Source organism: Pseudomonas sp. NPDC089392 (assembly GCF_044749595.1).
In the GTDB taxonomy this organism is placed as follows: domain Bacteria; phylum Pseudomonadota; class Gammaproteobacteria; order Pseudomonadales; family Pseudomonadaceae; genus Aquipseudomonas.
Window position 1 is genome coordinate 194633 of record NZ_JBIVIF010000005.1, and the last position, 20950, is coordinate 215582.

The window sequence follows — 20950 nt, forward strand, 5'->3', positions numbered from 1 at the left end:
GCTCAGTTCCCCTTCTCTTGGGTCAGGATACGGTATTCAGCGCTGCGGGCGTGGGCGGTCAGCGACTCGCCACGGGCCAGGACCGAAGCCGTGTGGCCCAGTTCGGACGCGCCCTGTTCGGAGCAGAAGATGATCGACGAACGCTTCTGGAAGTCATACACCCCCAGCGGCGACGAGAAACGCGCGGTGCCGGAAGTGGGCAGCACGTGGTTGGGGCCGGCGCAGTAGTCGCCCAGCGCTTCGCTGGTGTGGCGGCCCATGAAGATCGCGCCCGCGTGACGAATGTGCGGCAGCCAGGCCTGCGGGTCGGCCACCGACAGTTCCAGGTGCTCCGGTGCGATGCGGTTGGCCACTTCCATGGCCTGCTGCATGTCACGCACCTGGATCAGCGCGCCACGGCCGTTGATCGACTTCTCGATGATCTCGGCACGCTCCATGGTCGGCAGCAGCTTGTCGATGCTGGCGGCAACGCGGTCGAGGAACACGGCATCCGGGCTGACCAGGATGGCCTGGGCATCTTCGTCGTGCTCGGCCTGGGAGAACAGGTCCATGGCGATCCAGTCCGGGTCGGTCTGGCCGTCGCACACCACGAGGATTTCCGACGGGCCGGCGATCATGTCGATGCCAACCTGGCCGAATACGTGACGCTTGGCAGTGGCAACGTAGATGTTGCCCGGGCCGACAATCTTGTCCACCTGCGGCACACTTTCGGTGCCATAGGCCAGCGCAGCGACAGCCTGGGCGCCGCCGACGGTGAACACGCGGTCGACACCGGCGATGCAGGCCGCGGCCAGTACCAGTTCATTGATTTCGCCACGCGGGGTTGGCACCACCATCACCACTTCGGCCACACCAGCAACCTTGGCTGGAATGGCGTTCATCAGCACCGACGATGGGTACGACGCCTTGCCGCCCGGCACATACAGGCCGGCACGGTCCAGCGGGGTAACCTTCTGACCGAGCACGGTACCGTCGGCTTCGGTGTACTGCCAGGAGTCCTGCTTCTGCCGCTCGTGGTAAATACGCACACGGTTGGCGGCCTTTTCCAAAGCTTCGCGCTGGGTCGGGGTGATACGGGTCAGCGCCAGTTCCAGGCGCTCGCGATTGAGGATCAGGTCATCAATCGACTTGGCGTCGACACCGTCGAAACGCTGGGTGAATTCCACCAGCGCCGCATCACCGCGCTCGCGCACGGCCTTGATGATGTCGAGCACGCGCTGGTTGACCGCGTCATCGGACACACTTTCCCAGCTCAGCAGATGATCCAGATGTCGGGCGAAATCCGGATCAGCAGCGTTGAGACGGGCAATTGCAGTGGACACGGTCATGGCGAGGGCCTCGATTATTAGCGAATGCTCAGGCGCCCTAGGCTACCAGTCCATCCGCGCGGGCACCCGAGAAAAGTGGCTATGACGCGGATAGACGGGCGCGACAGCGAAGGCCGCGCGCACGTAGGTAGAGAGTTAACCGCGGTGTCGCGACTCGACCGCTTCGCGCAGCATGTCGATCAGGCTCTGGATGCGGGCGTGTTGCATTTTCATGGAGGCCTTGTTGACCACCAGGCGCGAGCTGATCATGGCGATCAGTTCCTGGGGCTCCAGGCCATTGGCACGCAGGGTGTTGCCGGTGTCGACCACGTCGATGATCTTGTCGGCGAGGTTGATCAGCGGTGCCAGCTCCATCGAGCCGTACAGCTTGATGATGTCGACCTGGCGGCCTTGCTCGGCATAGTAGCGCTTGGCTACGTTGACGAATTTGGTGGCGACGCGCAGGCGGCCCTTGGGCTCGGCGGCGCCGACCGCACCAGCGGTCATCAGCTTGCACTGGGCAATCTGCAAGTCCAGCGGCTCGTACAGGCCCTGGCCACCGTACTCCATCAGCACGTCCTTGCCGGCCACACCCAGGTCGGCGGCACCATGCTCGACATAGGTCGGCACGTCGGTGGCACGCACGATCAGCAGGCGTACGTCATCCTGCGTGGTGGGGATGATCAGTTTGCGGCTCTTGTCCGGGTTCTCGGTCGGCACGATGCCGGCCTCGGCCAGCAACGGCAGGGTATCGTCGAGAATACGGCCTTTGGAAAGCGCGATGGTCAACATTGGAACGTCGGTCCTTAAGCGGCTACTGCCGGCCAGGTCATCGACCTGGCCGCATTCAATTCGAATGGTGCATCCATGCACCAGTGGGCTACTAGCCCGGTACGCGGCGGATTTTCGCGCCGAGCATCTGCAGTTTTTCTTCGATGCACTCGTAACCACGGTCGATGTGGTAGATGCGATCGATCAGGGTATCGCCTTCGGCAACCAGCGCCGACAGCACCAGGCTGGCGGAAGCACGCAGGTCGGTGGCCATTACCGGGGCACCTTTCAGCGCGTTGACGCCAGTGACGATGGCAGTGTTGCCTTCGACCTGGATCTGCGCGCCCATGCGGTGCATTTCGTAAACGTGCATGAAGCGGTTTTCGAAGATGGTCTCGATCACCGCACCAGTGCCTTCGGCAATGGCGTTCAGCGAGATGAACTGCGCCTGCATGTCGGTCGGGAACGCTGGGTACGGGGCGGTACGCAGGTTGACGGCTTTCGGCCGTTTGCCGTGCATGTCCAGCTCGATCCAGTCTTCACCGGTGGTGATGTCGGCGCCGGCTTCCTTGAGTTTTTCCAGAACGGCTTCAAGGATGGTCGGGTCGGTGTCCTTGACCTTCACGCGGCCACCGGTCACGGCAGCGGCGACCAGGTAGGTACCGGTCTCGATACGGTCCGGCATCACGCGGTAGGTGGCCGAAGCCAGGCGCTCGACGCCGTCGATGGTGATGGTGTCGGTGCCAGCGCCCTGAACCTTGCCGCCCATGGCGTTGATGAAGTTGGCCAGGTCGACCACTTCCGGCTCGCGCGCGGCGTTCTGCAGCACGCTGCGGCCCTTGGCCAGGGCAGCGGCCATCATGATGTTCTCGGTACCCGTCACGCTGACGGTATCGAAGAAGAAGTGCGCGCCGCGCAGGCCACCCTCAGGCGCCTTGGCCTTGATGTAGCCGGCTTCTACTTCGATTTTCGCGCCCATGGCCTCAAGGCCACGGATGTGCAGGTCGACCGGACGCGAACCAATGGCGCAACCGCCAGGCAGGGCCACTTCGGCCTCGCCGAAACGGGCGACCATCGGGCCAAGCACCAGGATCGACGCGCGCATGGTCTTTACCAGCTCGTAGGGCGCGACCAGGGTCTTGATGGTACGTGGGTCGATTTCCACTGCCAGCTTTTCGTCGATCACAGGCTCGATGCCCATGCGGCCGAACAGCTCGATCATGGTGGTGATGTCGTGCAGGTGCGGCAGGTTGCCCACGGTGACCGGGCCGTCAGCCAGCAAAGTGGCCGCCAGGATCGGCAGGGCTGCGTTCTTCGCGCCCGAAATGCGGATCTCGCCGTCAAGGCGAGGGCCGCCAGTAATAATCAGTTTGTCCATTTGAGTCTCGCCGCCAAGTTGGCTCAGGTGCGCTCAGCCCAGGCTGCGCTGCTGAAAAATTTCATGGTTACCGCATGGATGCTGCCATTGGCGATCCACGGATTCAGGTGAGCATAGATCGCCTGCTGACGTTTGACCGGGCTCAGGCCAGCCAACTCGTCGCTGATCACGTTCAACTGGAAGTTGCAGCCTTCGCCTTCAACTTCGACCCGGGAACCCGGCAATTTCTCTTCAAGGAAGCTTTTAACTTCTACGGCCTGCATGCTCAACCTCAATCGGCGCCCGATGCGCACGGGTCGGCCATCATACAAAAAAGCCCCTCGCCTGCGAAGCCCGGCGTGGGCTTCGCTGACCGAGGGGCTGTCATCCGTGCCTGGCCATTAGCTGGCCAGCACTTCGTCAAGGTCATAGACCTCGGCAATTTCCCGCATGTCGTCGGGCATGCTGCGCACCTGGCAGCCCTTGCCGGCAGCCTGGGCATCACGCATGAATGCCAGCAGCAGCGACAGGCCGACACTGGTGGAGCGCTGCACCGCCGAACAATCGAGCACCAGTTGCGCCTCACGGCTGGCGGCGATCAGCGCCTTGCCCTGCTTGCGCAGGGCCGGCCCGCTGCGGAAGTCCAGCACGCCGGCCAGGCGCAGCACGCCCGGCTCGGCCATGCTTACACCGGCCTCGCTCATTTGACGGTCTTCTCTGGCGAGTTGTCGGCAGCCTGCTTGGCCTTGGCCACTTCGCCAGCCCAGCCATCGATGGTCTTGTCCAGGTCGTTGCCGTTGCGCTGCATGGCATCGGCGAACTGGTCGCGGAACAGCTTGCCGATGTTGATGCCGTTGACGATCACGTTACGCACTTTCCATTCGCCACCCAGGTTTTCCAGGGTGTACTGCACCGGGTACACGGCGCCGTTGTTGCCGGTGACCTTCATGCCAACGGAGGCACGCTTGCCATCATCGGCCTTGGCCGGGTCCACGACGATACCCTGGTTGTTGTACTCCAGCAGCGCGTTACCGTAGAACTGGAACAGGCTGCGCTTGAAGTTTTCCTGGAAGCGCTGCATCTGCTCGGGCGTAGCCTTGCGCGAGTACTTGACGGTCATGATGCTTTTGGAAATACCGTCGGCATCGACCACCGGCGCGAGGATCCGGTCAAGGGTGTCGTAGAAAGCTTGCGGGTTGGACTTGTACTGCTCCTTGTTGGCCTTGAGCTCACCCAGCAACTCGGTGGTAGTGCTCTGCACCACGTCGTGCGGGGACTGCGCTGCCAGTGCCATCAGGGGGAAAGCCGCCAGCAGGACCAGCAGGCCACGTCGCAGAATGGAAATCATGGAAACTCCTTAATTAGCCGGTTGCGCTTCTTTCGGTTCCTTGCCAACGGAGTTGAGCAGGAACTTGCCAATCAGATCTTCCAGCACCAGCGCCGACTGGGTGTCGTGGATGGTGGCACCATCCTTGAGCACGTCTTCTTCACCGCCCACGCTGATGCCGATGTACTTCTCGCCAAGCAAGCCGGCGGTCAGGATCGAGGCAGTGGAGTCGGTCGGCAGGTTGTCCACCGATTTGTCCAGCTGCAGCGTCACCCGACCGGTGTAGGAATCACGGTCCAGATCGATGGCGGTAACCTTGCCGATGGTCACACCGGCCATGGTCACTTTAGCTCTGACCGTCAAACCGGCGATATTGTCGAAGTAGGCATAAACTTTATAGGTATCGCTGCTCGGGCTGGCCGACAGCCCGCTGACACGCAGGGCCAGCAGTAGCAGCGCCAGGATCCCGGCCAGGAGGAACAGGCCGACACCGATTTCCAGGGTGCGGTTTTGCATCAGAAATCTCCAAACATCAAGGCGGTCAGAATAAAGTCCAGACCCAGCACTGCCAACGAGGCATAGACCACGGTCTTGGTGGTGGCACGGCTGATCCCTTCTGAGGTGGGCTCACAGTCGTACCCCTGGAACACGGCAATCCAGGTCGTGACGAAGGCAAAAACCAGGCTCTTGATCAAGCCGTTGAGCACGTCGTCGGTGAAGGAAACACTGTTCTGCATGTTGGCCCAGAACGAGCCCTCGTAAACGCCCAGCCAGTCGACTGCCACCCACGAGCCACCCCAGATGCCGACCACGCTGAAGATCAGCGCCAGCAATGGCAGCGAGATGAAACCGGCCCACAGGCGTGGCGCGACGATGTACTTGAGCGGGTCGACGCCGATCATTTCCAGGCTCGACAGTTGCTCGGTGGACTTCATGTTGCCGATTTCGGCGGTCAGCGCCGAACCCGCACGGCCAGCGAACAGCAATGCCGTCACCACCGGGCCGAGCTCACGCAGCAGGGTCAGGGCGACCATCTGCCCCACCGCCTGCTCCGAACCGTACTTGGTCAGGATGCTGTAGCCCTGCAGCGCCAGCACCATGCCGATGAACACCCCGGACACGGCGATGATTGCCAACGACAGCACGCCCACCGAGTACAACTGCTTGGTCAGCAGCTGGAAGCCGCCGCCGATGCCGCCGCGCCCGATCAGTGCATGGAACAGGAACAGGCAGGAACGCCCCAGTACCGCCAGCACGTCGATCGCCGAGCGACCCAGCAGGCGGACACGTTCGAGTAAGGATTTTCTGCGCATCAACGCGCCCCCAGCAGGTCGGCGCGGTAGTCAGGCGCAGGAAAGTGAAAGGGTACCGGGCCGTCCGGGTCGCCCTTCATGAACTGGCGAATCCGTGGGTTGTCCGAGCCCATCAGCTCATCGGGCGTACCCTGGCCTAGCACCTGGCCGTCACCCACCACATAGATGTAGTCGGCGATGCTGGCGGTTTCCGCCAGGTCGTGGGAAACGACGATGCTGGTAATGCCCAGGGCATCATTGAGCAGGCGGATCAGGCGCACCAGTACACCCATGGCGATCGGGTCCTGGCCGACGAACGGTTCGTCGTACATGAGGATCTGTGGGTCCAGGGCAATAGCCCGGGCCAACGCCACGCGGCGCTTCATGCCACCGGACAGCTCGTCGGGCATCAGGTCGATGGCACCGCGCAGGCCCACGGCCTGCAACTTCATCAACACGATGTCACGGATCATTTCGTCCGAAAGCTGGGTATGCACGCGCAGCGGAAACGCAACGTTCTCGAACACATCGAGGTCGGTGAACAGCGCGCCGCTCTGGAACAGCACCCCCATTTGCTTGCGGGCGTCGAACAGGTCGCTACGCGACAACTTCGGCAGGTTCTGCCCGGCAACCCATACCTCACCGCTGGTGGGGCGCAACTGCGCACCCATCAGGCGAAGCAACGTGGTCTTGCCGCAACCCGATGGCCCCATGATGCCGGTGACCTTGCCGCGCGGGATGCGAATGTCGACGTTGCTGAAAATGCTGCGCGAACCGCGTTTGAAGGTAACCCCCTTCAACTCGACCGCGTAGGCGCTATCCACACTCATCTAGACTCCTTGCTAGTGCAGCCTCATCCTAGTGGACGCCGGCCTCCTTATTTAAGGCACACGCGCCCGTGGCAGGCCGAATAGCGGCGAACTATAGCACCGCTGACAGCACCGCCCCAAGGCCATGAAAAGAGTCATTCAGCTCTGATACAGGCTTTGATGACCATTGTCGGGGTAATGGAAAGGATGAGGGTTTGTTTCTTTGCGGCTATAATCGCCGCCTTTTCATCAGGCGTTGCTTTATCGACATGAGCCAATCCAGCGAGCTGATTCAATCCGCGCAACGCACCGTGCGCCTGGAACTCGAGGCTGTCGAGGGCCTGCTTGCGCGCATCGACGATAACTTTGTCAAAGCCTGCGAACTGATCCTGGCGATCAAGGGCCGGGTGGTGGTACTTGGCATGGGCAAGTCGGGGCACATCGGCAACAAGATTGCCGCAACCCTGGCCAGCACTGGCACGCCTGCATTTTTCGTCCATCCGGCCGAAGCCAGCCATGGCGACATGGGCATGATCACCCGCAACGATATCATCCTGGCGCTGTCCAACTCGGGCAGCACGGCCGAGATCGTCACGCTCCTGCCGCTAATCAAACGCTTGGGCATCAAGTTGATCAGCCTTACCGGCAACCCGGACTCCACCCTGGCCCAAGCGGCAGAGGTCAACCTCGATGCCCGCGTCGCTCAAGAGGCTTGCCCACTGAACCTGGCACCCACCTCCTCCACCACGGCATCCCTGGTGCTGGGCGACGCGCTGGCCATTGCCCTGCTCGAAGCCCGCGGCTTCACCGCCGAAGACTTCGCCTTTTCGCACCCTGGCGGCGCGCTTGGGCGGCGGTTGCTGCTGAAGGTCGAGAATGTGATGCACGCGGGCGATGAACTGCCCCAGGTCCAGCGCGGCACGCTGCTCAAGGACGCACTGCTGGAAATGTCCCGCAAAGGCCTGGGCATGACCGTTGTGCTTGAAGCGGATGGCAAGCTGGCCGGGATCTTCACTGACGGCGACTTGCGCCGCAGTCTGGACCGCAACATCGACGTGCACACCACCCTGATCGACCAGGTGATGACCGTGCATGGCAAGACCGCCCGCGCCGAGATGCTCGCCGCCGAGGCCCTGAAGATAATGGAAGACCACAAGATCAACGCACTGGTAGTTGTCGATCAGCAAGACCGACCAACCGGCGCCCTTAACATGCACGACCTGTTGCGTGCCGGAGTGATGTGATGAGCCAGAACCTGATGCAACGTGGCAAGGCCATCAAACTGGCGGTGTTCGATGTCGACGGCGTACTGACCGATGGCCGCCTGTACTTCCTCGAAGACGGTAGCGAGTTCAAGACCTTCAACACCCTCGACGGCCAAGGCATCAAGATGCTCATGGCTTCCGGCGTGACCACGGCGATCATCAGCGGGCGCAAGACCCCGGTGGTCGAGCGCCGGGCCAGGAACCTCGGCATCCCGCACCTTTACCAGGGCCGCGAGGACAAATTGGTAGTGCTTGACGGCCTGCTCGCCGAACTCGGCCTAAGCTATGAACAAGTCGCCTACCTTGGCGACGACCTGCCCGACCTGCCGGTGATTCGCCGCGCAGGCCTGGGCATGGCGGTGGCCAATGCCGCGCCGTTTGTTCGCCAGCACGCCCATGGCGTGACCCAGGCACGCGGCGGCGAAGGCGCCGCCCGTGAGTTCTGCGAACTGATCATGCAGGCCCAGGGCACCCTGGACGCTGCCAACGCCAACTACCTGTAAGGCTGCCCATGTTCAGCAAGAAAGTCCGCAATATTGCGCTGCTGGCTGTGATCGCCGCAGTGCTCGCAGCCATCGGCTACTGGAATGTCAGCCCGGAGAGCTTCCTTGACCAGCCAGTGGCCCAGGTCGATGAGAGCGCCATCGACTACTATGCGATTAACGCGCACAGCGTGCAGTTCTTGCCGGACGGCAAGCTGCAATATGAAATGACCGCCGACAAGGTCGAGCACCTGAAAGCCACTGAAGTTACCCTGGTGACCACGCCGGACCTGCACATGTACCGCGGTACCGAGTACCCCTGGCACGTAACGAGTGAGCGCGCCGAGGTAAACCCGGACGGCACCGAAGTCGAACTGATCAACCAGGTACGCGTTGCACGCACCGACGAAAAGCAGCGCGAAACCATCATTACCAGCTCACGCATGACCGTATTCCCACAGAAGCAATATGCGCAGACCGAGCAAGCCGTTAGAATCGACGGCGCCGGTGGCACAACCACGGGCAAGGGCATGAAAGCGTATTTGAAAGAAGGCAAGATGGACTTGCTCTCTAACGTAAGAGGACAGTATGAGGCTCGTTAAAACCCTCCCCCTTTTGCTCAGCCTGAGCGCAGCACTGGGAACCGCGAGCGCCTTCGCCCTGCCGAGTGACCGTGACCAGCCCATCCGCATCCAGGCCGACAACGCGCACCTGGACGACAAGCAGGGTGTGGCCACCTATACCGGTGACGTGATCATCACCCAAGGTTCGATGATGATCAAAGGCAACACGGTCACCATGACCCGTGCGGCCAATGGCGACATCGACGTCGTCACCTCGGTAGGCAACCTGGCCTATTTCGAGCAGCAGCAGAGCGCTGCCAAGCCTGACAAGATGAAAGGCTGGGCGGTCACCATCCAGTACCAGGCGCAAAAAGACACCGTGATCCTCACCGACCGCGCCAAGGTCGAAAACGAGGGCAACACCACCGAAGGCGAAAAGATCGTCTACAACACCCAGACCCAGGTGGCGACCGCCGGGCGCGGTGGCAATGTGACCCAGCCACGTCAGCGCATCGACATGGTGATCCAGCCCAAGAAGAAGGCCGAGTAAATGGCAACCCTCAAAGCCCAGCACCTGGCCAAAAGCTACAAGGGGCGCCAGGTCGTGCGTGACGTCAGCCTGTCGATCGACAGCGGCCAGATCGTCGGCTTGCTTGGCCCCAACGGTGCCGGCAAGACCACCTGTTTCTACATGATCGTCGGCCTGGTCCAGGCCGAACAGGGTCGCGTACTGATCGACAACCTCGATGTCAGCCACCAGCCCATGCACGGCCGCGCCCGCGCCGGCATCGGCTACCTGCCGCAGGAAGCCTCGATCTTCCGCAAGCTGTCGGTGGCCGACAACATCATGGCCATCCTCGAGACCCGCAAGGACCTCGACCGCGAAGGCCGGCGCAAAGAGCTGGAAAGCCTGCTGCAGGAGTTCCACATCAGCCACATCCGCGACAACCTCGGCATGAGCCTGTCTGGTGGTGAACGCCGCCGCGTGGAAATTGCCCGTGCCCTGGCAACCGCTCCCAAGTTCATCCTGCTGGACGAACCGTTCGCGGGTGTCGACCCGATCTCCGTGGGCGACATCAAGCAGATCATCCACCATCTCAAGGCCAAAGGCATCGGTGTACTGATCACCGACCACAACGTGCGTGAGACCCTGGATATCTGCGAAACCGCCTATATCGTCAATGATGGCCGCCTGATCGCCGAAGGCGACGCCGAGACCATCCTGGCGAACGAACTGGTCAAAGAGGTTTACCTGGGCCACGAGTTCCGACTCTGACCCCCGGTACGCGCCTGGAGTACTGGCAAATCGCCCCGAATCCAGGGTTAAAGTTGTTACGGTACTCTAGGCAAACGCTACAATTTAAGGCATAAAACTTGCTTGATCAGGCGCCTCGGCGCCCTCGTGTAGTGGATGGCGCATGCGCGCCGGCGAACAAGGTACTAAGCCCCTGCCATGAAACCATCGCTCGTCCTAAAAATGGGCCAGCAACTGACGATGACACCGCAGTTGCAACAGGCCATCCGCCTACTCCAGCTTTCCACCCTGGACCTCCAACAGGAAATCCAGGAAGCGCTGGAGTCGAACCCGATGCTTGAGCGCCAGGAAGACGGCGACGACTTCGACAACAGCGACCCGATGGCGGACAACGCCGAGAACAAGCCGGCCACCGAAGCCCAGGACAACAGCTTCCAGGAAAGCACCATCAGTGCCGACAACCTGGAAGACGGTGAATGGAGCGAGCGCATCCCCAACGAGCTTCCAGTCGATACCGCCTGGGAAGACATCTACCAGACCAGCGCCAGCAGCCTGCCAAGCAATGATGACGACGAGTGGGACTTCACCACCCGCACATCAGCCGGCGAGAGCCTGCAAAGCCACCTGCTGTGGCAGCTGAACCTGGCGCCGATGTCCGACACCGACCGCCTGATTGCCGTCACCCTGATCGACAGCATCAACGGCCAGGGCTACCTGGAAGACACCCTCGAGGAAATCTGCGCCGGTTTCGACCCGGAGCTGGATATCGAGCTGGACGAGGTAGAAGCGGTACTGCACCGCATCCAGCAGTTCGAGCCAGCCGGCGTCGGCGCGCGCAGCCTGGGTGAATGCCTGCTGCTGCAACTGCGCCAGCTGCCCGCCAACACCCCATGGATGACCGAGGCCAAACGCCTGGTCAGCGATTTCATCGACCTGCTCGGCAGCCGCGACTACAGCCAGCTGATGCGGCGCATGAAAATCAAGGAAGACGAACTGCGCCAGGTCATCGAGCTGGTCCAAAGCCTCAACCCGCGCCCCGGTTCGCAGATCGAGTCCAGCGAACCCGAGTACGTCGTGCCCGACGTCATCGTGCGCAAAGACAGCGACCGCTGGCTGGTGGAGCTGAACCAGGAGGCCATCCCGCGCCTGCGCGTCAACCCGCAGTACGCTGGCTTCGTGCGTCGTGCCGATACCAGCGCCGACAACACCTTCATGCGCAACCAGTTGCAGGAAGCACGCTGGTTCATCAAGAGCCTGCAAAGCCGCAACGAAACCCTGATGAAGGTCGCCACGCAGATCGTCGAGCACCAGCGCGGCTTCCTCGACCACGGCGATGAAGCGATGAAGCCGCTGGTGCTGCATGACATCGCCGAAGCCGTGGGCATGCACGAGTCGACCATTTCGCGTGTTACCACACAGAAATACATGCACACGCCGCGCGGCATCTACGAACTGAAATACTTTTTCTCGAGCCACGTCAGCACCTCTGAAGGCGGAGAATGCTCGTCCACAGCGATCCGCGCGATCATCAAGAAACTGGTTGCAGCGGAAAATCAGAAAAAGCCATTGAGTGACAGCAAGATCGCTGGTTTACTGGAGGCACAAGGCATCCAGGTAGCCCGTCGCACCGTCGCCAAGTACCGCGAGTCCCTCGGCATCGCACCGTCGAGCGAGCGCAAGCGACTGATGTAGCCCCTGAGATGTGCCACAGCGTTTGCGGGGCAGGTGCAAGACCTGCCTCTTTATGCACGGGCAACAAAGGAGAAGCTGTATGCAAGTCAATATCAGTGGACAGCATGTAGAAGTCACCCAGCCACTGCGCGATTATGTGCTTGAAAAGCTCGCTCGCGTGGAAAGTCACTTCGACAAGATCACCAACGTGCAGGTCATCATGAAAGTCGAGAAGTTGCAGCAGAAGGTCGAGGCGACCCTGCAGATTCCCGGCGGCGAAGTGGTTGCCAACGCCGAACACGAAGACATGTATGCAGCGATCGACGCCTTGGCCGACAAGCTCGACCGCCAACTGAAAAAACACAAGGAAAAACAGCAAAGCCTGCTGCAAGGTGCAGCTGCCCGCTGATCCCCCTCATCCATGATCCGACTTGAAACCATCCTGACCCCCGGCCGTTCCCTTGTGAACGTGCCGGGAGGCAGTAAGAAGCGCGCCCTGGAAAAGGTCGCCACCGTCATCGCCGAACAAGTGCCAGAACTGGAGATGCAAGACGTCTTCGAAAAACTGGTCGCCCGGGAAAAACTCGGTTCGACCGGTTTCGGCAATGGCATTGCCATACCGCATTGCCGGCTTGAAGGTTGTTCCGCCCCGGTCAGCGCCCTGCTGCACCTGGAGGCTCCAATCGATTACGACGCCATCGATGGCGCACCAGTGGACCTGCTGTTTGTCCTGCTGGTGCCAGAAGCCGCCACCGATGCGCATCTGGAACTGCTGCGCCAGATTGCCAGCATGCTCGATCGCAAGGAGGTCCGTGATCGTCTGCGTGCGGCCACCAGCAGTGAGGCCCTGTTCCAGGTTGTCCTGGACGTACAGAACGAGCACTGAACATGCGCCTGATCATCGTCAGCGGCCGGTCCGGCTCCGGCAAGAGCACCGCCCTCGATGTCCTGGAAGACAACGGTTACTACTGCATTGACAACCTGCCCGCCGGGCTGCTGCCGCAGCTGGCGGAAAATGCGCTGATCAATACCGAACTGCTGCAGCCCAAGGTTGCCGTGTCGATTGACGCGCGCAACTTGCCCAGCCACCTGACACGCTTCCCCGAGCTGCTTGAAGAAGCCCGTGCCCGGCATATCAAGTGCGACGTGCTGTACCTGGATGCCGATGAGGACGTACTGCTCAAGCGCTTCTCGGAAACTCGCCGGCGTCACCCGCTGACCAATGCTGATCGCTCGCTGGCAGAAGCCATACGCGTGGAAAGCGACCTGCTAGGGCCGATTGCCGACCTGGCCGACCTGAAGATCGACACCACCAACCTCAACCTGTACCAGTTGCGTGATTCGATCAAGCTGCGCCTGCTCAACCAGCCTGAGCCTGGTACCGCGTTCCTGGTCGAGTCGTTCGGCTTCAAGCGTGGCATGCCGGTCGACGCCGACCTGGTGTTCGATGTGCGCTGCCTGCCCAACCCGTACTGGAAGCCCGAGCTGCGTGAGCATTCTGGCCTTGATCAACCGGTGATCGACTACCTGGCCGCACAGCCTGATGTCGAGGACATGTACAACGATATCTCCAGCTACCTGCTCAAGTGGCTGCCCCGCTTTGCCGCCAGCAACCGCGCCTACGTCACCATTGCCATTGGCTGCACTGGCGGCCACCACCGTTCGGTGTACATCACTGAGCGCCTTGGCCAACAGCTGCAACAAACCCTGAAAAACGTCCAGGTCCGCCACCGCGACCTCTAGCCCAAGGATCCACCCCACGATGCCCGCCCGTGAAATCACCATCATCAACAAGTTGGGTCTGCATGCCCGGGCGGCAGCCAAGTTCGTCGGCGTGGCCGGCCGCTTCCCCTGCACCGTCAGGGTTGGCCGTGCGCCGGACAAGCTGGTGGATGGCAAGAGCATCATGGCAGTGATGATGCTGGCAGCCGGCAAAGGCACCCAGGTGCACCTGCATACCGAAGGCGAGCAGGACACCGATGCCATGGACGCGCTGGTCGAGCTGATCAACAACTTCTTCGACGAAGGCGAGTAAACCCCCGCAACATCTCCTGTCAATTGTCAGGATGCAATCAGGCGCGGTTGTCATTATACCTATATGGGTATAGATTGAGGCCATGCCATGGACGCATTCAAACGGATCAGGGCGCTGTACTGGGTAGGCAGCAGCAAGAAAGATCTTCAGGCACTTCCAAGTGATGTACAGGACATCTTCGGCTTTGCATTGCATCTGGCGCAGGAAGGTGGAAAACACCAGCAAACCAAGAGCCTTAAAGGTTTTTCAGGTGCGGGCGTGCTGGAGGTCGTGGAGGATTACAACCGCAATACTTACCGTGCTGTTTACACCGTGAGCTTTGGCTCGGCAGTCTATGTGCTGCATTGTTTCCAGAAAAAGTCCACCTCTGGCATCAAGACTCCCGGTCACGACATCGCCCTGATCAGGTCACGCCTGAAGCAGGCGGAGGCACATTCAAGAGGAGATACAAATGACTGAGATCGAAGCAGGCAGCGGTAACGTCTATGCCGACCTAAACAGTGCCGACGCCAATGAGATGCTGGTAAAAGCACAGCTTGCCAGCAAGATCTGCAGCATAATCAAGGCTCGTCACCTCACCCAGGTGCAGGCCGCGGCGGTACTTGGGTTACCCCAACCCAAGGTATCCGAGATGATGCGGGGCAAGTTTCGCGGAATCAGTGAAACCAAGATGATCGAATGTCTGGCGCGACTCGGGCGTGATGTACAGATTGTGGTCAAAGCGGCCCCCCGCTCTCGTCGCGAAGGACGAGTAGAAGTCATCTTCGCCTGAAGGGCGCCTACAACAAGCAAGCGCGCCCCAAGCTGATTTACGACATCGCCGTATCCATCACCATCATCAGGCAGAAGCCGATACACAGCCCCAGGCTAGCCAGGCGGTGATGGCCGTTGCTGCGTGATTCGGGGATGATTTCCTGGGTCACCACCAGCAGCATCGCCCCCGCTGCGCAGGCCAAGCCCAGCGGCAGCAGCAGTTCGCCAATATTCACCAGCCAGGCACAGATCACTGCGGCCACCGGCTCGACCAGTCCTGAGGCCGCGCCGATCAGGAAAGCCTTGAAGCGCGGCATACCCGCCCCGGCCAACACCAGTGCGATCACCAAGCCCTCGGGTACGTCCTGCAAGGCAATGCCCATGGCCAGGCTGTCGGCGTCGGCCATCCCGCCACCGGCCGACACGCCGATAGCCATGCCTTCGGGGATGTTGTGGGCAATGATGGCAATCACGAACAACCAGATGCGCGCGGCAATTACCGGCTGGTTCTCCGTGCCGACCAGCGCTTGCGGCGAGGCGCCGGACACCTTGAGGTCGACCAGGAACAGGCACAGGGCCCCGAACATCAGCCCAAAGCTGATCAGGCCACCCGCGCCCCAAGGGCTGAAGCCGATAGCCTGGGCTGCATCCAGGCCCGGAATGATCAGGGAAAACGCGGTGGCCGCCAGCATCACGCCGGCGCCGAAGCCCAGCAGCGTGTCGGCCAGCGCCACTGGCATGTTGCGAATGACTAGTACCGGTACCGCGCCCAGCGCTGTTCCCAGTGCGCACAATGCGCCGCCCTCCAGGGCGCGCAACATACGCGGATCCAGGTCCAGCCAGGCAAGACCGCGCGCCACCAGCAACGCGCTGCCGGCCAGCAACAGCAACGTTCCTAGCGCCAGGCGAAACAGGCGCACACTGCTGACAGACATCACCTCTGAACGCATACCGGCCAGGCTCACTTCAAGGCTTCAAGATAGCGGCGTTCCACTTCCGCCCAGTCAATGACGTTGTAGAAGGCCCCGATGTATTCCGGACGACGGTTCTGGTACTTCAGGTAGTAGGCATGCTCCCACACGTCCAGGCCGAGGATCGGCGTGTTGCCGTGCATCAGCGGGCTGTCCTGGTTGCCGCTGCTCTCCACCACCAGGGTTTTCTGAGGCGTGACGCTGAGCCAGGCCCAGCCGCTGCCGAAGCGGGTCAGCGCGGCCTTGGTGAAAGCCTCCTTGAAGGCCTCGAAACCGCCGAGCTGCGCGCTGACGGCTTGCGCCAGCTGGCCCACCGGCTCACCGCCGCCCTGCGGCGACATTACGGTCCAGAACAGGCTGTGGTTGGCGTGCCCGCCGCCATGGTTGATCACCGCACCACGCAGGTTTTCCGGCAGTTGCTTGACCGCGCCAACCAGTTTTTCCACCGGCCACTCGGCCCACTCGGTGCCTTCGATGGCAGCGTTGAGGCCGTTGACGTAGGTCTGGTGGTGCTTGGTGTGGTGGATCTCCATGGTCTGGGCGTCGATGTGCGGCTCCAGCGCATCGTAGGCGTAAGGCAATGCAGGCAAGGTATGAGGCATGTCAGTGAATTCCGTAGGCTTGGTGTCTGGGCGCCACGTCCGGCTGGGCTGCGAGTTCGCTGGCCCCGGCACTGTGGCGGTTGAGCAGGCGTTCGGTACGTGGGTACTGGCCATACTCGGCGATGAAACTCAGCAATTCGGTGTAGGTACGCCCACTGTGGCGCAGGGCCGCTTCACGCAGCACTTGGGGCAAGCGCGCCTCCTGGCTGGCCTGCAGCAGCCGCTGGTGCGCGGCGCACAGGTAATCGGCGCTTTCCTGTGGCTGGTTCAGGCGCAGGTGCAGGTCGGCCAGGTTGTGGTGGGCGATGACGAATGCGGCCACCGCTTCGTCGACGTCATGCCAGCGCTCGAACAGCACCTGGGCCAGCGCCAGGGCTTGCAGGTAGTGTTCCCGGGCATCGACCAGCTCGCCCTGTTCGAACAGGTGATTGGCGGTTTCCGTGGTGCGTTTCCAGTGCTGCATGGTGGTCTCCTGAGGCGGTGACGCAAGGTCAGATGCCGCCGGCGGTGAGTTTTTCCGGGTCCAGCAGGGCTTGCAGCTGGTCACGCGACAGGTCGGTGTGCTCCAGCGCCACATCGATGATCGGGCGGCCCTGCTTGTAGGCGGTCTTGGCGATTTCGGCAGCCTTGAGGTAGCCGATGATCGGGTTCAACGCGGTGACCAGGATCGGGTTGCGCGCCAGGGCCTCCTTGAGCTTGCCCTCGTTGACCTTGAAGCTGGCGATGGCCTTGTCGGCCAGCAGGCGGCTGACGTTGGCCATCAGCTCGATGCTTTCCAGCAGGTTGCGGGCGATCACCGGCAGCATCACGTTCAGTTCGAAGTTGCCGGACTGGCCAGCAACGGCGATGGTGGCGTCGTTGCCGATCACCTGGGCGGCAACCATGGCAGTAGCCTCCGGGATCACCGGGTTGACCTTGCCTGGCATGATCGAAGAACCCGGCTGCAGGCCTTGCAGCTCGATTTCACCGAGGCCGGCCAGTGGGCCGGAGTTCATCCAGCGCAGGTCGTTGGCGATTTTCATCAGCGCCACAGCGGTGGTCTTGAGCTGGCCGGACAGGGCCACAGCGGTGTCCTGCGAGCCGATCAAGGCGAACAGGTTCTGCCCCGGGGTGAATTCGACATGGGTCAGGCCGCTGAGCTGGCGGGCAAAGCCGGCGGCAAATTGCGGGTGGGCGTTGATACCGGTACCTACCGCGGTGCCGCCCTGGGCCAGCGCCTGCAGGCTCGGCAAGGTGGCTTCGATGTGCGCCTTGGCGCCATTGATCTGCGCTGCCCAGCCGTCCAGCACCTGGCTCATGCGCACCGGCATGGCATCCATCAGGTGGGTACGACCGGTCTTCACGTATTGATGCACTTGCGCCGATTTGGCCTCGATCACCTGCACCAGGTGCGCCAGGGCTGGCAGCAACTGCTCGTGCAGGGCCAGGGCGGCGCTGACGTGAATGGTAGTCGGGATGATGTCGTTGCTGCTCTGGCCACAGTTGACGTGGTCGTTGGCATTGACCACCTCACCCAGTACCCGGCTGGCCAGGGTGGCGATCACTTCGTTGGCATTCATGTTCGAACTGGTGCCGGAACCGGTCTGGAACACATCCACCGGGAAGTGCTGGATGAAATCCTCGGCCAGCAGCTGCTCGACAGCCTTGACGATGGCCTGACCCTGCGCCGCGGACAATTGTTCCAGCTCGACGTTGGCCTTGGCTGCGGCAGCCTTGGCCAGCAGCAAGGCACGAATGAACTGGGCCGGCATACGCAGGCCGCTGATCGGAAAGTTGTCGACCGCGCGCTGGGTCTGGGCACCGTACAGGGCCAGGGCCGGTACTTGCAGTTCACCCATGCTGTCACGCTCGATACGGGTATCACTCATCATCAAATCCTTGCATCAGTTCATCGGGAGAAATCGACGGCAGCAGGCGGCAATTGGCCAACTGCTGGGCGTAGGGCTGCCAGCGCTGGTTGTGTTCCTGGCGGTCGAGGTTGCGCAGGTCCAGCAGCGGGCGCCAGGCCTGGTCCAGGCACAGGCAGCGCCAATGCCAGGGCAGCATGCGGTCGCAGGCGGTTTCCAGCAGCAAGCGGAAGGACGTCAGCGCTACCGTCCATGGTAAGGTCTCGGTGCAGCACACCAAGTAGCGGCCTTCGGCCAGGTAATGCTCGATCAGGCGTGGCTCGTCGGGTTCGAGCGCGCAGCGGATGCGGCAGCTGAGCCAGCGCCAGTTTTCCAGGTAGGGCAGTTCGCGGAGGACGGGTTTCATGAACATCATCGCCGGGTTACTGGATAATGATATTCATTATTAAGTGATAAATAGAATCACTTCAAGGGAAAGCTGATGAATAAAAAACCCGGCGTGGGGGCCGGGTTGTTTGTTTCGCTGAGAATTCTCTGTTGCTTGCACTGGCCCATTCGCGGGTAAACCCGCTCCTACAAAGGAATGCACAGCCTTCAATGCTGGCGCAGACCTTGTAGGAGCGGGTTCACCCGCGAAAGGGCCAGTGCATGGTTAACGATCAGCTACCTGCCACAGTCATCCGCTCGATGAGCACCGAGCCAGTGTGGATATTGCTGCGGGTCTCAAGATCACTGCCAATCGCCACAATCTGCTGGAACATATCCTTCATATTGCCGGCAATGGTCACTTCCTGCACCGCATGCTGGATCTCGCCATTCTCGACCCAGAACCCTGCCGCGCCACGGGAGTAATCCCCTGTCACCATGTTCAGGCCATGCCCCATCAGCTCGGTCACCAGCAGCCCGCGGCCCATGCGGCGGATCAGCGCCGCCTGGTCTTCGACGCCATGGCTGACGAACAGGTTATGCACGCCACCCGAGTTGGCCGTGCTCGGCAAACCCAGCTTGCGCCCGGAATAGGTACCCAGCAGGTACGACACCAGCTCGCCTTTGTCGACGAACGGCTTGGCGTAAGTTGCCAAGCCATCACCATCGAACGCTGCACTGCCCAGCGCACGCGGAATGTGCGGACGCTCGTCCAGGGTCAGCCAGGACGGGAACAGGCGCTGGCCAATGGTCCCTTCGAGGAACGACGACTTGCGGTACAGGTTGCCGCCGGAAATGGCCGACAAGAAGCTGCCGAACAGGCCGCCGGCCAGTTCAGCCGAGAACAACACAGGCACCTCGCACGTTGGCACCGGGCGCGCGCCCAGGCGGCTGGCGGCACGCTGGGCAGCGCGTACGCCAATGTTGCGCGGGTCGGCCAGCAGGTTGCCTTGGCGGTTCACGTCATACCAGTAATCACGCTGCATCTGCCCGTCGCCTTCGGCGATCATCACGCAGCTCAAGCTGTGCCGGGTCGAGGCATAGCCACCGATGAAACCGTGGCTGTTGCCATACACGCGACAGCCCTGGTGGGTGTTGAGGGTAGTGCCGTCAGCGTTGAGGATGCGCGGGTCGGCGTCGAACGCAGCCGCCTCGCAGGCCAAGGCCATCTCGATGGCCTTTTCGGGCTCGATATCCCAGTCGTGGTACAGGTCCAGGTCCGGGATCTCACGGGCCATCAGCGCCGCGTCGGCCAGGCCGGAGCATTCGTCTTCCGACGTATGCTTGGCAATCGCCAGCGCAGCGGCGACGGTTTCGCGGATCGCTTCCGGGCCACTGGCCGAGGTGCTGGCCGAGCCTTTGCGCTGGCCAACGTAGAGGGTGATGCCAAAGCCCTGGTCGCGGTTGAACTCGACCGTTTCGACCTCGCGTTGACGTACTGTGGTGGACAGGCCCTGCTCCAGCGACACTGCCACTTCGCAGGCACTGGCCCCTTGGCGGCGCGCCTCGGCGATGATTGCCTCGACCTGCTCCTGCAATGCTGGCAGGTCTTTCGGACCTACGCTCTGGACTGCACTCATGGTTCTCTCCACTCAAATTCTGCGTTCGGCAAAGGTCATTCTACGACCGGGCCGGACAAGCGGCCCCCGACTGGTTATCATGGCGGCGATTTCTAGCGGACTGCCACCATGGTTGATTCAAACGACGACGCCTTCGACGGCGAAAAAAGCAAAACCCAGATCAAGCGCGAACTGCATGCGCTGGTCGAACTCGGCGAGCGCCTTACCACGCTCAAGGCCGATACCCTGGCCCGCCTGCCGTTGACCGACGAGCTGCGCAAGGCCCTGGCCGAGGCCAGCAAGCACACGGCTCACGGCGCCCGCAAGCGCCACATGTCGTTCGTCGGCAAGCTGATGCGCGTGCAGGACCTGGATGCCATCCACGCCTTGCTCGAGCAGATGGACAGCTCGACCCGCCAGTACAACGAGCGCTTCCACGGCCTGGAGCGCTGGCGCGATCGGTTGATCGACGGTAACGACGAAGACCTTGAGCGCTTCGTCAACGAGTACCCCGACACCGACCGCCAGCAGCTGCGCTCGCTGGTACGCCATGCCCAGCACGAGAAGGCGCGGAACAAACCGCCTGCCGCCGCGCGCAAGGTGTTCAAGTACATCCGCGACCTCGACGAGCTGCAGCGCGGTTTGCGCTGATATCGCT

28 protein-coding genes are annotated in these 20950 nt (G+C 61.8%); 13 read left to right on the forward strand and 15 right to left on the reverse strand.

Going from position 1 to position 20950, the window contains the following annotated elements:
- Window positions 1-2: 2 nt before the first annotated feature.
- The 9 genes from hisD to ACIP1G_RS07825 all read right to left on the reverse strand — a co-directional run bounded on the left by hisD (window position 3) and on the right by ACIP1G_RS07825 (window position 6884).
- Complete coding sequence (gene hisD / locus ACIP1G_RS07785) at window positions 3-1328, reverse strand: histidinol dehydrogenase (protein ID WP_400735225.1); 1326 nt, start codon at window positions 1326-1328, stop codon at window positions 3-5.
- Window positions 1329-1463: 135 nt separating this feature from the next.
- Window positions 1464-2099, reverse strand: a complete 636-nt coding sequence (hisG, locus tag ACIP1G_RS07790) for an ATP phosphoribosyltransferase (protein WP_400735227.1) — start codon at window positions 2097-2099, stop codon at window positions 1464-1466.
- Window positions 2100-2190: 91 nt separating this feature from the next.
- Complete coding sequence (gene murA, locus ACIP1G_RS07795) at window positions 2191-3456, reverse strand: UDP-N-acetylglucosamine 1-carboxyvinyltransferase (protein WP_400735228.1); 1266 nt, start codon at window positions 3454-3456, stop codon at window positions 2191-2193.
- Between the two features lie 23 nt (window positions 3457-3479).
- On the reverse strand, window positions 3480-3719 hold the full coding sequence (locus ACIP1G_RS07800) for a BolA family protein (protein WP_003255121.1): 240 nt from the start codon (window positions 3717-3719) through the stop codon (window positions 3480-3482).
- A 117-nt stretch (window positions 3720-3836) separates the two neighbouring features.
- A complete protein-coding gene (locus tag ACIP1G_RS07805) occupies window positions 3837-4139 on the reverse strand; it encodes a lipid asymmetry maintenance protein MlaB (RefSeq protein ID WP_400735230.1) in 303 nt (100 codons plus the stop codon).
- Window positions 4136-4783: a phospholipid-binding protein MlaC gene (locus tag ACIP1G_RS07810; protein WP_085623998.1), complete on the reverse strand. Its 648-nt coding sequence runs from the start codon at window positions 4781-4783 to the stop codon at window positions 4136-4138. Before ACIP1G_RS07810 ends, ACIP1G_RS07805 begins: the two co-directional genes overlap by 4 nt.
- Window positions 4784-4792: 9 nt before the next feature.
- Window positions 4793-5278, reverse strand: coding sequence for an outer membrane lipid asymmetry maintenance protein MlaD (gene mlaD / locus ACIP1G_RS07815; protein ID WP_201176384.1), 486 nt, complete (start codon window positions 5276-5278; stop codon window positions 4793-4795).
- Entirely contained in the window at window positions 5278-6075 is a 798-nt protein-coding gene (gene mlaE, locus ACIP1G_RS07820) for a lipid asymmetry maintenance ABC transporter permease subunit MlaE (RefSeq protein WP_400735232.1), read from the reverse strand. Before mlaE ends, mlaD begins: the two co-directional genes overlap by 1 nt.
- Window positions 6075-6884: an ATP-binding cassette domain-containing protein gene (locus tag ACIP1G_RS07825; protein ID WP_400735234.1), complete on the reverse strand. Its 810-nt coding sequence runs from the start codon at window positions 6882-6884 to the stop codon at window positions 6075-6077. The genes mlaE and ACIP1G_RS07825 overlap by 1 nt, the downstream gene beginning before the upstream one ends.
- 248 nt (window positions 6885-7132) lie before the next feature.
- On the opposite strand from ACIP1G_RS07825, the gene ACIP1G_RS07830 reads away from it, so the two are divergent.
- The 12 genes from ACIP1G_RS07830 (at window position 7133) to ACIP1G_RS07885 (ending at window position 14906) form a co-directional block, all read left to right on the forward strand.
- Window positions 7133-8107: a KpsF/GutQ family sugar-phosphate isomerase gene (locus tag ACIP1G_RS07830; RefSeq protein WP_400735235.1), complete on the forward strand. Its 975-nt coding sequence runs from the start codon at window positions 7133-7135 to the stop codon at window positions 8105-8107.
- Window positions 8107-8631, forward strand: coding sequence for a KdsC family phosphatase (locus tag ACIP1G_RS07835; RefSeq protein ID WP_400735237.1), 525 nt, complete (start codon window positions 8107-8109; stop codon window positions 8629-8631). Before ACIP1G_RS07830 ends, ACIP1G_RS07835 begins: the two co-directional genes overlap by 1 nt.
- An 8-nt stretch (window positions 8632-8639) precedes the next feature.
- Window positions 8640-9212, forward strand: coding sequence for an LPS export ABC transporter periplasmic protein LptC (gene lptC, locus ACIP1G_RS07840; protein WP_400735239.1), 573 nt, complete (start codon window positions 8640-8642; stop codon window positions 9210-9212).
- Window positions 9199-9723: a lipopolysaccharide transport periplasmic protein LptA gene (gene lptA, locus ACIP1G_RS07845; protein ID WP_400735241.1), complete on the forward strand. Its 525-nt coding sequence runs from the start codon at window positions 9199-9201 to the stop codon at window positions 9721-9723. Before lptC ends, lptA begins: the two co-directional genes overlap by 14 nt.
- Window positions 9724-10449: an LPS export ABC transporter ATP-binding protein gene (lptB, locus tag ACIP1G_RS07850; protein WP_300025442.1), complete on the forward strand. Its 726-nt coding sequence runs from the start codon at window positions 9724-9726 to the stop codon at window positions 10447-10449.
- Between the two features lie 177 nt (window positions 10450-10626).
- Entirely contained in the window at window positions 10627-12120 is a 1494-nt protein-coding gene (locus ACIP1G_RS07855) for an RNA polymerase factor sigma-54 (RefSeq protein ID WP_400735243.1), read from the forward strand.
- 79 nt (window positions 12121-12199) lie between these two features.
- The gene (gene hpf / locus ACIP1G_RS07860; RefSeq protein WP_003255135.1) at window positions 12200-12508 is read left to right on the forward strand and encodes a ribosome hibernation-promoting factor, HPF/YfiA family; all 309 of its coding nucleotides are present in this window, start codon (window positions 12200-12202) and stop codon (window positions 12506-12508) included.
- Window positions 12509-12520: 12 nt separating this feature from the next.
- Window positions 12521-12985, forward strand: a complete 465-nt coding sequence (gene ptsN / locus ACIP1G_RS07865) for a PTS IIA-like nitrogen regulatory protein PtsN (protein WP_015269060.1) — start codon at window positions 12521-12523, stop codon at window positions 12983-12985.
- 2 nt (window positions 12986-12987) lie between these two features.
- Window positions 12988-13842 (forward strand): RNase adapter RapZ, encoded by an 855-nt coding sequence (gene rapZ, locus ACIP1G_RS07870; protein WP_400735245.1) that lies wholly within the window; start codon window positions 12988-12990, stop codon window positions 13840-13842.
- A 19-nt stretch (window positions 13843-13861) separates the two neighbouring features.
- Window positions 13862-14134, forward strand: a complete 273-nt coding sequence (locus ACIP1G_RS07875) for an HPr family phosphocarrier protein (RefSeq protein ID WP_110744875.1) — start codon at window positions 13862-13864, stop codon at window positions 14132-14134.
- An 87-nt stretch (window positions 14135-14221) separates the two neighbouring features.
- Window positions 14222-14593, forward strand: a complete 372-nt coding sequence (locus ACIP1G_RS07880) for a type II toxin-antitoxin system RelE/ParE family toxin (RefSeq protein ID WP_400735247.1) — start codon at window positions 14222-14224, stop codon at window positions 14591-14593.
- On the forward strand, window positions 14586-14906 hold the full coding sequence (locus ACIP1G_RS07885; protein ID WP_400735249.1) for a helix-turn-helix domain-containing protein: 321 nt from the start codon (window positions 14586-14588) through the stop codon (window positions 14904-14906). Before ACIP1G_RS07880 ends, ACIP1G_RS07885 begins: the two co-directional genes overlap by 8 nt.
- A 37-nt stretch (window positions 14907-14943) precedes the next feature.
- Here the strand turns inward: ACIP1G_RS07885 and ACIP1G_RS07890 are convergent, their stop codons facing one another.
- The 6 genes from ACIP1G_RS07890 to pmbA all read right to left on the reverse strand — a co-directional run bounded on the left by ACIP1G_RS07890 (window position 14944) and on the right by pmbA (window position 20313).
- Window positions 14944-15837 carry a ZIP family metal transporter gene (locus tag ACIP1G_RS07890; RefSeq protein ID WP_400735250.1) on the reverse strand — a complete coding sequence of 298 codons (894 nt, stop codon included), beginning with the start codon at window positions 15835-15837 and terminating at the stop codon, window positions 14944-14946.
- Window positions 15838-15848: 11 nt separating this feature from the next.
- Window positions 15849-16460, reverse strand: a complete 612-nt coding sequence (locus ACIP1G_RS07895; protein WP_400735252.1) for a superoxide dismutase — start codon at window positions 16458-16460, stop codon at window positions 15849-15851.
- 1 nt (window position 16461) lies between these two features.
- On the reverse strand, window positions 16462-16923 hold the full coding sequence (locus ACIP1G_RS07900; protein WP_400735254.1) for a hypothetical protein: 462 nt from the start codon (window positions 16921-16923) through the stop codon (window positions 16462-16464).
- Window positions 16924-16951: 28 nt separating this feature from the next.
- Complete coding sequence (locus tag ACIP1G_RS07905; RefSeq protein WP_400735256.1) at window positions 16952-18328, reverse strand: class II fumarate hydratase; 1377 nt, start codon at window positions 18326-18328, stop codon at window positions 16952-16954.
- Complete coding sequence (locus ACIP1G_RS07910) at window positions 18321-18722, reverse strand: FagA protein (RefSeq protein ID WP_400735257.1); 402 nt, start codon at window positions 18720-18722, stop codon at window positions 18321-18323. The genes ACIP1G_RS07905 and ACIP1G_RS07910 overlap by 8 nt, the downstream gene beginning before the upstream one ends.
- 244 nt (window positions 18723-18966) lie before the next feature.
- Window positions 18967-20313 carry a metalloprotease PmbA gene (gene pmbA, locus ACIP1G_RS07915; RefSeq protein ID WP_400735259.1) on the reverse strand — a complete coding sequence of 449 codons (1347 nt, stop codon included), beginning with the start codon at window positions 20311-20313 and terminating at the stop codon, window positions 18967-18969.
- A 108-nt stretch (window positions 20314-20421) separates the two neighbouring features.
- On the opposite strand from pmbA, the gene yjgA reads away from it, so the two are divergent.
- Window positions 20422-20943 carry a ribosome biogenesis factor YjgA gene (gene yjgA / locus ACIP1G_RS07920; protein WP_009683052.1) on the forward strand — a complete coding sequence of 174 codons (522 nt, stop codon included), beginning with the start codon at window positions 20422-20424 and terminating at the stop codon, window positions 20941-20943.
- The last annotated feature ends 7 nt before the right edge of the window (window positions 20944-20950 follow it).